The organism is Mycobacterium sp., assembly GCF_019247615.1.
In the GTDB taxonomy this organism is placed as follows: Bacteria; Actinomycetota; Actinomycetes; order Mycobacteriales; family Mycobacteriaceae; genus Mycobacterium.
In genome coordinates this window covers 1-13214 of the sequence record NZ_JAFBAT010000282.1, presented here as the reverse complement: position 1 = coordinate 13214, position 13214 = coordinate 1, and the positions used below count along the sequence as shown (strand labels likewise).

The 13214-nt window shown below is 66.3% G+C and carries 11 protein-coding genes; 2 read left to right on the top strand and 9 right to left on the bottom strand.

Features of this window, described 5'->3' with window-relative positions; translation table 11 throughout:
- Positions 1-59 precede the first annotated feature (59 nt).
- On the top strand, positions 60-614 hold the full coding sequence (sigC, locus tag JO059_RS19550; RefSeq protein WP_293321723.1) for an RNA polymerase sigma factor SigC: 555 nt from the start codon (positions 60-62) through the stop codon (positions 612-614).
- On the opposite strand, the gene JO059_RS19545 is transcribed toward sigC, so the two are convergent.
- From JO059_RS19545 to JO059_RS19530, 4 genes are all read right to left on the bottom strand, one after another.
- The gene (locus tag JO059_RS19545; protein ID WP_293321721.1) at positions 611-1336 is read right to left on the bottom strand and encodes a cobalt-precorrin-6A reductase; all 726 of its coding nucleotides are present in this window, start codon (positions 1334-1336) and stop codon (positions 611-613) included. The genes sigC and JO059_RS19545 overlap by 4 nt on opposite strands.
- The gene (gene cobM, locus JO059_RS19540) at positions 1336-2091 is read right to left on the bottom strand and encodes a precorrin-4 C(11)-methyltransferase (RefSeq protein WP_293321725.1); all 756 of its coding nucleotides are present in this window, start codon (positions 2089-2091) and stop codon (positions 1336-1338) included. Before cobM ends, JO059_RS19545 begins: the two co-directional genes overlap by 1 nt.
- Positions 2088-3260: a precorrin-6y C5,15-methyltransferase (decarboxylating) subunit CbiE gene (gene cbiE / locus JO059_RS19535; RefSeq protein WP_293321719.1), complete on the bottom strand. Its 1173-nt coding sequence runs from the start codon at positions 3258-3260 to the stop codon at positions 2088-2090. The genes cobM and cbiE overlap by 4 nt, the downstream gene beginning before the upstream one ends.
- 73 nt (positions 3261-3333) lie before the next feature.
- Complete coding sequence (locus JO059_RS19530; RefSeq protein ID WP_293321717.1) at positions 3334-4083, bottom strand: SDR family NAD(P)-dependent oxidoreductase; 750 nt, start codon at positions 4081-4083, stop codon at positions 3334-3336.
- A gap of 35 nt (positions 4084-4118) precedes the next feature.
- Between JO059_RS19530 and JO059_RS19525 the strand changes: the two genes are divergently transcribed.
- Complete coding sequence (locus JO059_RS19525) at positions 4119-4529, top strand: F420-dependent biliverdin reductase (protein ID WP_293321715.1); 411 nt, start codon at positions 4119-4121, stop codon at positions 4527-4529.
- A 34-nt stretch (positions 4530-4563) separates the two neighbouring features.
- Here JO059_RS19525 and JO059_RS19520 read toward each other — a convergent pair whose 3' ends face one another.
- The 5 genes from JO059_RS19520 to JO059_RS19500 form a co-directional block, all read right to left on the bottom strand.
- A complete protein-coding gene (locus JO059_RS19520; RefSeq protein WP_293321713.1) occupies positions 4564-5088 on the bottom strand; it encodes a TNT antitoxin family protein in 525 nt (174 codons plus the stop codon).
- Positions 5085-7856: a glycohydrolase toxin TNT-related protein gene (locus tag JO059_RS19515; RefSeq protein WP_293321711.1), complete on the bottom strand. Its 2772-nt coding sequence runs from the start codon at positions 7854-7856 to the stop codon at positions 5085-5087. Before JO059_RS19515 ends, JO059_RS19520 begins: the two co-directional genes overlap by 4 nt.
- A gap of 185 nt (positions 7857-8041) precedes the next feature.
- Positions 8042-9406 carry a PE-PPE domain-containing protein gene (locus tag JO059_RS19510; protein ID WP_293321709.1) on the bottom strand — a complete coding sequence of 455 codons (1365 nt, stop codon included), beginning with the start codon at positions 9404-9406 and terminating at the stop codon, positions 8042-8044.
- A gap of 151 nt (positions 9407-9557) precedes the next feature.
- Positions 9558-11855, bottom strand: coding sequence for an alpha/beta hydrolase-fold protein (locus tag JO059_RS19505; RefSeq protein WP_293321707.1), 2298 nt, complete (start codon positions 11853-11855; stop codon positions 9558-9560).
- A gap of 35 nt (positions 11856-11890) precedes the next feature.
- Entirely contained in the window at positions 11891-13018 is a 1128-nt protein-coding gene (locus JO059_RS19500) for a Xaa-Pro peptidase family protein (RefSeq protein WP_293321705.1), read from the bottom strand.
- Positions 13019-13214 lie beyond the last annotated feature (196 nt).

Sequence of the window (13214 nt, the reverse complement as noted above, 5' to 3'; positions counted from 1 at the left end):
CTTCGTCTACGACGACCCGTCGTAGATTAACCGGACCGGCGCAACTAAGGTGGTTGGTCATGACCGCGTCACCCGACGACGAGGCCGTCACCGCATTAGCCTTGGCAGCCGCACGCGGGAATGCTCGCGCACTCGAGGGGTTCATCAAAGCCACCCAGCACGACGTCTGGCGGTTCGTCACCTACCTGTCGGACGCGGGCACCGCCGACGACCTAACGCAGGAAACCTACCTGCGCGCGATCGGCGCCATCGAGCGATTCTCCGGTCGCTCCAGCGCCCGCACGTGGCTGCTGGCCATCGCGCGACGCGTCGTCGCCGATCACATCCGCCACGCACAGTCGCGGCCCCGCACCGCCGTCGGCGCCGACCCCGACCAAATCGAGGGCGGAGACCGCAACTCCCGGGGATTCGAAGATCTGGTCGAGGTGACTACCATGATCGCCGGCCTCACCACCGAGCAACGCGAGGCCCTCTTGCTCACTCAGCTTCTCGGGCTGCCCTACGCCGACGCCGCGGCGGTGTGCGGCTGCCCCGTGGGCACCATCCGGTCCCGCGTCGCCCGCGCCCGCGATGCGCTGCTGGCCGGATTGGAGCGCGACGACCTGACCGGTTAGCGCAGTCCAGCAACCCATTCGGCCGCATCTTCGACGGTGGTGACGCTGGTAAGCCCGACGGGTAGTCGCGGTCGCCGGACCATCACCACCGGAATCGCCAGCGCAGCAGCGGCATCCAGCTTCGCCCGCGTCATGCCGCCCCCGCTGTTCTTGGTGACCAGGGCGTCGATGCGGTGCTCACGCAACAGCGCCAGTTCGTCGTCGTAGCGGTAGGGGCCGCGCGAAAGCAGCAGCCGGTGGCGGCGCGGCAGCGCGGCATCATCCGGTGCGGTGACGGCGCGAATCAAGAACCACGCGTCGATGTCGGCAAAGGCGCGCACGCTCGAGCGCCCGGTAGTGAGAAAGACGCGCGAATAGCCCTGGCGCGCAATGGCGTCCGCCGCATGGGTGTCGGAAGCGACCACAAGGGCGTTGCCCGGTTGCCATGCCGGGCGGACCAATACCAAATGGGGCATTCGCAAGTCGGCGCACGCCTCGGCGGCGTGCGCCGTCATGGTCGTGGCGAACGGGTGGGTGGCGTCGACGACCGCGTCTATGTGTTCCTCCACCAGCCAGCGACGTAACCCATCGACACCGCCGAACCCGCCGATGCGGACCGCGCCGACCGGCAGCGCCGGGGCCGGCACCCGGCCCGCCAGGGAGCTGATGATTTCGACTTGCGGGAAAAGGGCTTTCGCCAGCGCGCGCGCCTCGGCGGTGCCTCCGAGCAGCAGCACCCGCATCAGTGGAAGCCACGAGCCCGGCGCGCCGCCGAGTATAGGTAACTGTCGGTGAAGCCCTCCGCGGCGAGCACATCGCCGACGACGATCACCGCGGTTTTGGTGATATCGGCTTTGCGCATCTGTGCGGCGATGTCCCCGAGCGTGCCGCGCAGCACCGTCTGCTGCGGCCAGCTTGCGAAAGCGACCACTGCAGCAGGTGTTTCGGGGCGGTAGCCGCCCTCCGTCAGCTGGGGGACGATGGCGTCGATTTGCGCGGCGGCCAGGTGCAGAACCATGGTGGCGCCCGATCGGGCGAGGCTGGCCAAATCTTCACCCGGCGGCATCGGCGTCGACAGCGTGGCTATTCGGGTCAGGGTCACCGTCTGCGCCACACCCGGAATGGTGAGTTCCCGCTTGAGGGCGGCGGCGGCCGCGGCGAAAGCCGGCACTCCGGGGATGATCTCGTAGTCCACACCGAGCGCGTCAAGTCGACGGCACTGTTCGGCCAGCGCGCTGTATAACGACGGGTCACCGGAGTGCAGCCTCGCCACATCGTGGCCGGCGGCATCCGCGTCGGTCAGTTCGGCGATGATCTGATCCAGCGTTAAGGGGCCGGTGTCAATGATTTTCGCGTCGGGGCGGCACAGCTCCAGCAGGTCGTCGGGCATGATCGAGCCCGCATAGAGGCAGATTACGCATTTTTCGAGCAGCCGTTGCCCGCGGATTGTAATCAGGTCCGCGGCGCCGGGGCCCGCGCCGATGAAGTACACCGTCACCTTGTCACCGCCCATTGGGTGACCGGCATCTGCGGGCGCCAACCGGTAAAGCCGCCGAGCGGTTCTCCCCTGTAGTGTTGGAAGCGTCGGAGTTGGCCACCGAGTCGTGAATATGCTTGTGCGATAAGGGCTTCTGATTCCGCGGTGACGGCATTGACGACCAACCGTCCACCCGAGGGCAGGTTGTCGAGGCACGCGTCCAGCAGGCCAGGTTGAGTCAGGCCCCCGCCGATGAAGATCGCCGCCGGCGCTGGTGGGCCGTCGAACGCGGCCGGAGCCTCGCCGTGGACGTCGATGCTGACGCCGAAGGTCTCGGCGTTGAATACGATGTTGACCCGACGCGCCTCGTCGCGTTCGAAAGCCACCGCGCTGCAACCACGCCAACTCAGGCACCACTCCACGCTGATGCTGCCCGCGCCCGCGCCGACATCCCATAGCCGCTCCCCCGGCCGCGGGGCCAGTGCCGCCAGGGTCACCGACCGGATTCCGCGCTTGGTGATCTGTCCGTCGTGGACGAACGCGTCGTCGGGCAACGGTGATATCCGATCGTCGGGCAGATAGCGGACGGCGATCAGGTTCAGGTTGTCGACGTCGTGCGGCGCGTCGTCGGCCCATTGGCGCGCGGTGGCGTCGCGGCGGCATTCGGTTGAGCCGCCGAGCCTTTCGAGCACGGTGAACTCGGAGTCGCCGCGCCCGTGCGCGCTGAGGACTGCCGCCAGCGCATAGGGCGTGGCTCTGTCCTTCGACAGCACGATCGCCCGCCCGCCGCGGCGCACCGCCGTGTGCGGCTGCGCGGTGACCAGGCTAATCACTTCGGTGTCCTGGACGTTCCAGCCCATGCGAGCGCAGGCCAGCGTCACCGAGGACACGTGCGGAAGGACTTTGACGTTCGCGGGACCGTGCAACCGGATCAGTGTGCCGCCGATGCCGTGCATGAGCGGGTCGCCGCTGGCGACCACGTGGATATCGTCGCTGTGGCAGTCGAGCAACGTTTGCAGCGCGGGCAGCATCGGTGACGGCCACTCCCGGCGCGGCGCGGCCACCGACCGGTCGAGCAGGTCAAGTTGACGCTTCGACCCGTAAATCACTGTTGCCCTTCGCAATTCCGAGCGCGACGTCTCGGCAAGCCCCGCCATGCCGTCGGCGCCAATACCGACAACGACGATCATGTGCGCCGCTCTCCCCCGCAAGCGGGTGGTGCCCCCACCGCATCGCTGCGCTCTGCATCGTCGCCGGCGCGGATCATCGCGGCATCCTGCGCCAGACGGATTGCGGTAGCAGCCGCATCGCGAAGAACACGGGCCGCAGCGTCGACGGAATCCAGACGGTCCGCCGACCCTTGGCCAGCGCACGCGCGGTGGCCGCGGCCACCTGCTGCGGGGTGCTGGACAGCGGCGCGGGCGTCATGCCCTGGGTCATGCGTCCGACGACGAAGCCCGGTCGCGCGATCAGGAGCTTGACGCCGGTGCCGTGCAGGGCGTCGGCCAGCCCGCTGGCGAAGCCGTCGAGGCCGGCCTTGGCCGAGCCGTAAACGTAGTTGGCGCGGCGCACCCGAACCCCGGCGACCGAGGAGAACACCACCAGCGAGCCGCGACCGGCCGCGCGCATGGCGGTAGCCAGGTGGGTGAGCATGCTGACCTGCGCGACGTAGTCGGTGTGCACGATGGCGATCGCGTGCGCGGCGTCGGTCTCGGCGCGGGCCTGGTCGCCGAGGATGCCGAAGGCCAGTACCGCGACGCGGATGGACCCGTGATCGGAAACGATCTCGTCGATCAGCGCGCCGTGCGAACCCAGGTCGTCCGCGTCGAATTCCTTGGTGTGCACCGCCGTGGCGCCGGCGGCTTTGAGCGCCGCAACTTGGTCGTCGAGCTGATCGGCTCTGCGTGCCGCCAGCACCACCGTCGCCCCGGGGGCAAGGCGCCTCGCCAGTTCGAGGCCGATCTCACTGCGCCCGCCCAAGATCAGTACCGGACCCGTGCCCGTGTCGTCCACGGCTGCGATTATCACCTGCGCTAGCGTGGGCATTGATGGCGAATACCACTACTCGGCTCACCGACGACGCGTTGGCATTCCTGTCCGAACGTCATCTGGCGATGCTGACGACGCTGCGGGCCGACAATTCACCCCATGTGGTGGCGGTGGGATTCACCTTCGATCCCAAGACGCATATCGCACGGGTCATCACCACCGGCGGCTCTCAGAAGGCGGTCAACGCCGACCGCGCCGGGGTGGCCGTCCTGAGCCAGGTGGACGGCGCGCGCTGGCTGTCGCTGGAGGGCCGGTCCAAGGTAAACAGCGATGCCGATGCCGTGCGTGACGCAGAGTTGCGCTATGCGCAGCGCTACCGAACCCCGCGGCCGAATCCGCGGCGAGTGGTCATTGAGGTGCATGTCGAGCGGGTGCTGGGGTCGTCGGGTCTGCTGGACCGAGCCGAGTAGCGAGCATGTGTCATAAATTTCGTCATTACTCTTCTTATCCGGGCGCCAGAAGGGTAAATAATGGCTTTCCGTCGGGAGCGAGGAACGAACCCTTTATGGCATCGACGGACACATCTATGTAGTGCGAAAATTCGACCAGTCTGTCGTCACTTCCGATTGCGACCATCGAGCCCGCACGATCCATCAGGGCGTCTTGCTCACGCCCCGCGAAAGTGACTTCAGTGAGAGTGTAGCCCTCCTCTAATTCATCGCGTGCAAACGGTTTTTTCACCCGTCTGAAGCCGTGATGCTTTCGAACCGATCCTCCAAAATAACCGTAGAGGTGCTTCTCTAGGAGCTTCATAGTCAGCGTAGCGAAGTGAAACATCTCTGCACCCATCCGGTCAGATGATGTCATGACGCAATAGCCATCAAGAATGCCGATAAAGTAACGTACCTCCCCGCCTTTGTTCCAAATAACTGTGCGCCCATCAGCGGTTTCTGATCCTTGATTAAGATCCATTCCGGCCAGCCGAATCCAGGCCTGAAGATCGGTCGAGAGATCCACGTTGATTGTCATTGAGTTAAAATCCATCCAATTAGGTCGTCTACCTTGCGGACGGCACCCCGCGTATCAAAGATGCGTACCTGGAGCGATCCACCGCGTTGCCCAAGCCCGGGCGCGACCTCTGACACTTCAATGCTCCATTTTTCGGGCAGATCACTAATGGTATAAGCATTATAGGGGTCGCGCAGCGAATTGACGTGCAATGCCCGCTCTTCCCAAGATGCGGGTTCCCCGTTCTCCATCACCGCCAGATACGTACCTTCGTCGTCTCCGATGCGATCCAGACGGGCGCCGTAATCTCGAATAAACGCCTGTAATTCCGAATACGCTACACGTGTGAGGGGTCCTGCGCCAGAATTGCCCGGGAAATTGTACCAATGCTCACCATCCGGACCCAATTTGTTGAAACGCTGGGCGTATTCGGTCGGAGAATACGCATGACCGTGTGGGTCGCGTCCGAATGGCGCTTCTGGATCTTTCATCAGGTCCCTCACCTCCTGGCTGACGTGGCTCATATCTGTGGGGTCGTAGGGGTAATCCCAGTGATCATCGAGTGGTTTCCCGTAATCCGGATCGACCGGCTCATCGCCCAACCGATGCCATCCCGCACCGGAGGGGTCGTCGGAATGCACGGGACCTCGCCGCTCGCTCCCGCCTGGGATATCGCCATGGCCGAGCCCCGCCTGACCGTTCCCATCGTGCATGGGTTTGTTTTTGGGCTCGCCGGGAGATCCATTACCGGGGCCACGGGCGCCGTCGCCGTCATGGGATGAAGCATCCGGCCGTTCTCGCGGCGGGCTACCGTCACCATTCCCATGCCAGCCGCGACCCGGCGTTGGCAGTTCCGTAGGACGACCCCCCGTAGGAACTGAATGCGGCACCCCCGACGTAACGGACGGAGCGGGCTGCGGTGAGTGCGCGGCCACAGCTGGAGGTTGCGCCGCCGGAGCTGCGCCAGGCGATACCGGCACCCCCGCCGACGTATGCTCACCGAGTTGCTGAGGAGTCGACATCACGCGCTCCCCCATCCGCGCCGGCGCAGAAGTAAGCGGCGCCCCGCCCGGTACCGACACCGGCTCGTGCGTTCTACCGGCCGGCAACGACGTCGGTGCCGGTGCCGGATCGTGCATCGGCCCGCCTGCTGGCGCACCCCGGCTGTCCCCTGCCGACTCGCAGGGCCTCGGTTCGGGCCCTATCGCTGGCCCGTGGGGTGCACCCGCCGCCGTGTCCGGTGGGCGCGGCGCCGACTCCACCGGTGGATCCATTGGCTTGCCGCCGGGCAATGCGACCGGCGTGCCGCCCGCCGCGGGATCGATCTTGGGCACATCCGCGCTAATGCTTTCGAGGTTCTTGGTCAGATCACCGCCGGTCTTGGCGATATCACCCAATCCGACGCGGACGCCGGCGACAGCCGCGACCCCGTCGGCCGCTATACCGCCGGCACGCTCCGCCTGGGCGGACGCATCCGCGGCAGCCTCGGCGCCACGTGCAGCGGCCCCTGCGCCATCGGCGGCCGCACCGGCTTCCCCAGCCCCTGGAATAAACAGCGTCCCGATGTCGAAGATGTTCTCCCCCAACCCCAACCCGGGCCGGGCCGTACTCCAATCATCCAGGTGCAGCAAGCCTTTGAGCATCTGCTTGTCGGCTTCCAAGGCCCCCTGCGGATTGATGAAGTGATAGAGCAGACCGGTCTTCATCATGCCGGTCCACAAAGCCGATGCACCCTTGGGATCGATGAGGAACCAACCAGGGTCCAGATCAACGATGCCTTGCGCCGTGCCCACGGCACCCTTGAGCAGACCCTCGTCCAAGTTGACCAAAAAATCGAGATGCATCGACACCGCGTTGCCAACATCGTTGCCTAAGAACTTCGTCAGCTGGCCGCGCATGAATTTCTCGAATTTGACAACCAGCCCGTCACCCAACTGCATCGCCATTTTCAGCCCTTGTTCGCGGGCCCGGGCTTCGCGCCCCAAGGTGTGCAGCACCCCATTGACGTCGTTGGCAATCTTCTTGATCTCATCGATCGCGTCGCCTTCGAAAACCAAGATCACATCGTGCACCGGGTTGGCCAGCGATCCCAGCCGGTGAACCAGGTCCCGGATCGAATTCTGGGACTGGCTCACCTCATCGGCGAATCCGTCCAGGCTGCTCGCCAGCTTCCCGCACTGCTCGCCGATGTTCGCGATGCAATCGCCGATCTGTGACAAGGCCTCATCGATCTTCCCGCCTTCGGGGATCTGCTGGCCATCGAAGAGCGCCTTGGACGCGCTGAGCGCACCCCGCATTCCGCTGGCCGCAGCAGCGAAGCCGCGCCAACGTCCCGCGGCCGTGTGCATTCCCGCCGCGTCGCCGTCGGGCCACGTACCGTCGACGAACGACTCCACCACTTCCCAGAGCAGCGGTGGGGGCTGTCCGGCACCAAGCGTCCCCGGAGGACCCGGGGCGGGGAGCTTCACCGGCTCGGCTGGCGCCTCCAGCACACCGGCCCCGCCTCCCAAGGTCGAGGCCGCTTCGGCCCTCGAATAGTTGCATGCGCCTTGCTGTATCAGCGCTCCGCAGTGCCGGCATGCGTTGATGGCGGCGGTCGCTGCTTTGAGCAACGACCCCGCCGCATCCTGGTATGCCAGTCCGAAGACCTCACCGGCCATGTCATGGCCGGTGTTGACCGCAAAACCAGCCGTCAAGACGCTCAGATTCGCAGCCAGACCATCCCCGGCGGCCACCACGGCGCTGCCCGCGGCGAACAACGCCTGTGGATCAACGGCCAAGGGAACCACGCGCCAGATTCTCGCCCAGGAGGCCGCGCGTCGCTAATCACCCAGGTCGCACAGCCGGGTCAGCAAGCTCGGCGCCGGTCGCACCGATGCTGCAGCTAACCCGTGATCGCAACTGTGAGCCGCTGCGTTTGGAAGGCGTCCCCCACCGCCGCAGAATGCCAGACCATTCCCGCAGCGGTACTGGGTCAGCCGAACAGTCCGGTTTGGGGTAGCGGGTAGTTCAGTCCCGGATCGAGTACGGGACTGAACGGGTAGCGACCCATGGGGTAGTAGGAGCCAGGCAGCAGATGGAGGTCCACCAGCGCGCCCTCGGAGCCTTGGACCACGCCGCGCAGTAGGTCGGCGCCGATGACGGGCCAATTGGGAAACTCAAGCAACGACGCGCGGGTGGGAATGTTGGCGTACTCGCCTGAGCCGTATCCCATATCGATGAGCACGCGCAAATCCGGCTGAATCAAGTCGGCTATCGCGGCGCCGTATGGCTGCGGGAGGTCGTAACGGTTCAGCAGCGGCAAGTTCTGATTCAGGATGATGTAGTAGGTCGTTTTCCCGGTGTAGCCAGGCGATGTCGGCAGTGGCTGTGCAGCGTGCGTCTCGAGCGAATAGTCCACGTAGTCATGCCGGCCCAGGTCGAATCCGGCTATAGCATTGGCGTCGGCGACGACGTTCAGCGGGTAGCGGGGAAAGTCAGCGACGCCGTCGTACTGGTTGGTGTAGATCGCGGTCTGGTAGGGGGAATCAGGTGGCGTTGCGCCGTTGAACCGCACGCCGAGGCCGGGAATGGTTGGGCCGGTGAACCGTGCGAACACCCCGCCGTCGGGGTTGCCCGGATCGCCGGTCAAGATGAATTTGACCTGGCCGGTGCCGGGTGATCCGTCGGCCATCAGCCATCGGATCTCGTCGGTGGTGACGAGCGAGCCCTGCGACGTGCCCCAGACGTTGACCGTGTGCCCTAGGCCGACTTGGGTCAGGATTGCGCTGTTGAGGTTTTGGGTGCCCACGGCGGCGGACTGGTCCAGCGTCAAACTCCCCAATCGCGGGGTGAACGGCCAGAACTCTTCCGGGGTGTACAGGGCGTATGGGCTGGGCGTGCCGGGAAAGTAGACCCTGCCGATCTTGTTGAGCGTCGCGGACGAGACGGTGGTGTACCCCGTGCCGCTCACCACCAGCGTGATCGGGTCTGCGGTGCTGGGGATTGGTGTTACTGAACTGGTCTTCACCGTCGTCGAATAGGGTTGCTCGGCAACGGTTATGCCGCCCCGCAGCGAGTTCGCGTTATCCGCTTCGGTGGTTTGGTAATACGACACCGATGACGCGAGGGTCGCGACGAACCGGCTATGGAACGCCTCGGCTCGGGCGGCGAGCGACTGGTACGTCTGGCCGTGTTCATTCAGAACTGAGGCGACGGCCGCTGATACTTCGTCGGCGCCGACAGCTGGAATGGCGGTCGTGGGTGCGTCGGCGACTGCGTTTCCATCACTGATCGACACCCCGAGGCGACTCAGGCCTTGGGCTGCTCGGGACAATACTTCAGGATTCCACGCGAGCATCTATGTATGGGCGAACCGGATGAACCCAACTGCAAACAGCCATTTTCGGAGATCGTACGCTGAGTCGGAGCCGCGTTCTAGCATGCTTAGCGATGCCTAGCGACCTGCGCGGCGGCTGATGCCGACCTCAACCAGCGTGTCCCCGGGACGGTCATCCGCGCCCGCAGGTGACCGGGCCCGCAACTTGGTCACCGCGACGCAACCCGATGCGGTGGCGCCCGGCCGGCACCTCCACGGTCGAGCCCACCGGCTGCCCATCCAGCTGGACCAGCACACCGGCGGGCAGCCCGCCCAGCGTGATTCGGGCGGCCACATCGGTGGCCACCGTGATCGTCGACGACGGCAGCGCGGCCAGACCGGCGCGCGCCACGTCGACCGCGATACCGGCGACGCCGGCGAGGCGCAGCGTCAGATACGGCAGCGGGCCGACGGGCGGCCCCACCTCCCAGTCCAGCTCGCTGTATAGCCCGGGGGTCGGGCGGAAGTTGGGGACGACGCCGCGATGATGCCGGACGGTGTGTGTCGGGTCCGGCCGCGCATACGACCGCGCGTCGACCTCGGCCACAGCGCCGCGCCGCGCCGCCACCGCGGGATCTGCGGTCAGCTCCGACAGCCACCACACCTGATGCGGCCCGATGCCCAGGTCAGGGCGCACCAATTGCGGATACCACGCGAACGTGATGTGTCCCGGATCGGCTTGGCGCAGACCGGCTCCCGTGTGGGCGATCGGATCCTCGAACTTGTCCTGGAGCACCCAGGCGATGTGATCCTCGAGCGGATACACGGTGAACCGGTGCCGGTAGCCGAGCCGGTCGAATTCGAGCACCTGCTCAGCAACCGATGCGAAGGGGACCAGCTCGTCTACCAGCCCGTGGGCGATGACATACGGCAGCCAGCGGGCGTTCACCACCAGCTTCCAGGTATCGCCTTCTCGGGCACACGGCGAACCAGGGTCGAGGTCGGCCGGAATATCGACGTCGGGCAGCAGCCGCACGCCGCACGCCGGCGGTCCGGCGAGGACCACCGCCTGTGAAAACACCTGCGGATAGCTCAGTCCCAGCTTGTAGGCCGCATACCCACCCATCGAATAACCCGAAATCACCGTGCGATTCGGGTCAGTGCCGAGCTGTTCGGCCACCCGCGCCCACACTTCCCAGACATCGAGTTCGCCCGTGTCGAAATACCAAGTCGACGGACCACGGGCCAACGGCGTGACCACCACCGAGCCGCGACCTTCGCACACTTCGTGCAGGAGGTTCGGATCGATCGCGGCGAACTGACTCTGCCCGAGGGACAGCGAGTGCAACAGCAAAGTGAGCGGCAACGTTTGACCGGGCGCATACGTGGACGGCAGGCAGATCGAATACGGCTGCACCCGGCCGAGGAACTGCGCTTTAGTGCTCAGAATGTCGTAGGAGGCCCAACCCTGTTCCAGGCCCTGCCCCAGCTCGATCGAAGACACGTACCACCGGGTCGACGGCCCGGTGATCACCGGTTCGGGGGTGGTTTCGCGGGCGGCGAGCGCGGCCCAGGGCACGGTCACCGCGAACTCGGACACGTCACCGCGGCTCAGCGCCGCGGCCTGGGCCGCGTCGGACCAGAAGTTCAGGTGCGGCGCCTCCTGCTCGCTGGTGCGAAAGGCGACGTTGTAAACGTTGGGCTGCCCGGGCAGTGCGCCGTGATCGGCGGGCACGTCGGCGAACCCGTCACCCGTGGTGTTGGCCAATCCCGCGACAAGCCGCACAGTCCAGCTTCGGGTCGGTTCCACCAGCGACCGCGGTACCTGCGCCACAAACGACCGCGACGCCATATCAACGCTGTGCTCGACCGGCGTCGCAACCCCTGTGGTCAGGTCGATCAATGCGGCCTCTCGGCCGGAAATCAGCAAGGCCGTGTCGATTCCGCGCGAGCGCACGCCGGCCCCGGCGGGCCACTTGTCGGCCGCCGTGCGCGCGGGGTCGGTGTCGAAGGCGAACAACCCGATGGGCACCGACGCGTGCAGCAGCGTGTTCCAGTCGATGCGCCAGCACGTGTGGGTCTCGGTGAGCCCGATGGCGACGCGGAATACGTCAGCGCCGTTGCCGGCGGCGGGGCCGTCGGGGTAGACGTAGGTGCCGCGCGGGGGCGCCTGGATTTTCAGGTCGCCGATCGGAATGCCCGTCGCGCCGTGGTCGTCGTACAGGAAGTCGGTCCAGAACAGGGCGCCACCGGCCAGACGAGCTGTGCCGCAGGTGCGCGGAAAGTGCTCGCCGAACGGCCATTTCGACGGCGCCGGCAGCGCGGGCTCGGGACGCCGCGCCGCCGGTGGCACACCCTCGGGCATCCCGTCGACCACGATGAGTTCGGCCGGCGGCGCGGGCGCCGATGCCGGCGCGCTCGGGCGCAGCACCGCATCGGCGATATGCGTTGCTATGCGAATCGGAAGCAGCGTGAGATCCAGGAGTGACACCTCGCCCAACCTACGCGGCGGCGGTGACACGTTCGTCAGGACAGGGGCACCGTGATCAGTTCGTGCGGACGGTTGTTGACGGCCATTCCGCCGTCCTCGGTCACGATGACGATGTCCTCGATGCGAGCGCCCCACCGACCGGGGAAATAGATGCCGGGTTCGATCGAAAACGCCATGCCCGCGGTCAACGGCAACTCATTGCCGGCGACGATGTACGGCTCCTCGTGGACGGACAACCCGATACCGTGCCCCGTGCGGTGCACGAAAAACTCCGCAAGCCCGGCCGCGGCGAGCACGTCACGGGCCGCCGCGTCGACCTGCTGGGCCGTGACACCCGGGCGCACCGCGTCCAAGGCCGCCCGCTGGGCTCGTTGCAGCACCGAATACCGTTGCGCTACATCGGTTTCCGGCTCACCAATGCTGTACGTTCGCGTCGAATCGGAGTGGTAGCCGGGCTCGTATGCGCCGCCGACGTCGACGACGACTATGTCGCCGACTCGTAGCTCTCGATCCGAGTGACTGTGATGGGGGTCGGCGGCGTGCGGGCCCGAACCAACGATGACGAACGCAACTTCCGAATGCCCTTCGGCGACAATCGCTTCGGCGATATCGGCGGCAACGTTGGCCTCGGTTCGGCCCGGGCGCAGGAACTCGGGCACCCGGGCATGCACCCTGTCGATGGCCGCACCGGCCTTTCGCAGTGCGTCGATCTCGCATTCCTCCTTGACCATCCGCAGGTTGCGCAGCACGTCGGTGGCAAGCGTCGGCAGCACGCCAAGCTGCCCCGCGAGTGGCAACAGGTGCAGCGCGGGCATGGAATCCGTGACGGCGGTCGCGGCCGGGCCGCCGCCCAAGGCACCCCCGACCAACCGGTACGGGTCTTCGCCGTCGACCCAATCCCGCACCGCCAGGCCGAGTTCCCCGATGGCCGAGTCCTTGAGCGAGGCCAGCTCCAGGCGCGGCACCACGACCGTCGGGTCACCCGAGGCCGGCAATACCAGCGCTGTGAGCCGCTCGAAGGTCTGGGCTCGGGAGCCCAGGAGGTATCGCAGGTCGTAGCCGGGCGTGATCACCAGGCCGGCGAGGCCGGCGTCCGCCGCAGCCGCGGCCGCCGCGGCAAGCCGACGCGCATACACTGCCGCGTCGAATCGGTGAGAATGCATGCGAACGAGGCTAACCCGGTTCGCCGACCGTCGAGTTGTGGTGGTCAAGTTGCGACATGGGCGACAACAAGTCGACGTTCGGCGGCGTGAGACCATAGCCGCCATGCCCCGACCACTACTGCTGCTCGACGGCGCCAGCATGTGGTTCCGCTCGTATTTCGGGGTGCCGTCGTCGATCACCGCGCCCGACGGCAGG

Excerpts from the sequence above, each read along its gene's own strand:
- sigC (WP_293321723.1), top strand. The coding sequence starts at position 60 with ATGACCGCGTCACCCGACGACGAGGCCGTCACCGCATTAGCCTTGGCA.
- JO059_RS19545 (WP_293321721.1), bottom strand. The coding sequence starts at position 1,336 with ATGCGGGTGCTGCTGCTCGGAGGCACCGCCGAGGCGCGCGCGCTGGCG.
- cbiE (WP_293321719.1), bottom strand. The coding sequence starts at position 3,260 with ATGATCGTCGTTGTCGGTATTGGCGCCGACGGCATGGCGGGGCTTGCC.
- JO059_RS19525 (WP_293321715.1), top strand. The coding sequence starts at position 4,119 with ATGGCGAATACCACTACTCGGCTCACCGACGACGCGTTGGCATTCCTG.
- JO059_RS19520 (WP_293321713.1), bottom strand. The coding sequence starts at position 5,088 with ATGACAATCAACGTGGATCTCTCGACCGATCTTCAGGCCTGGATTCGG.
- JO059_RS19510 (WP_293321709.1), bottom strand. The coding sequence starts at position 9,406 with ATGCTCGCGTGGAATCCTGAAGTATTGTCCCGAGCAGCCCAAGGCCTG.
- JO059_RS19500 (WP_293321705.1), bottom strand. The coding sequence starts at position 13,018 with ATGCATTCTCACCGATTCGACGCGGCAGTGTATGCGCGTCGGCTTGCC.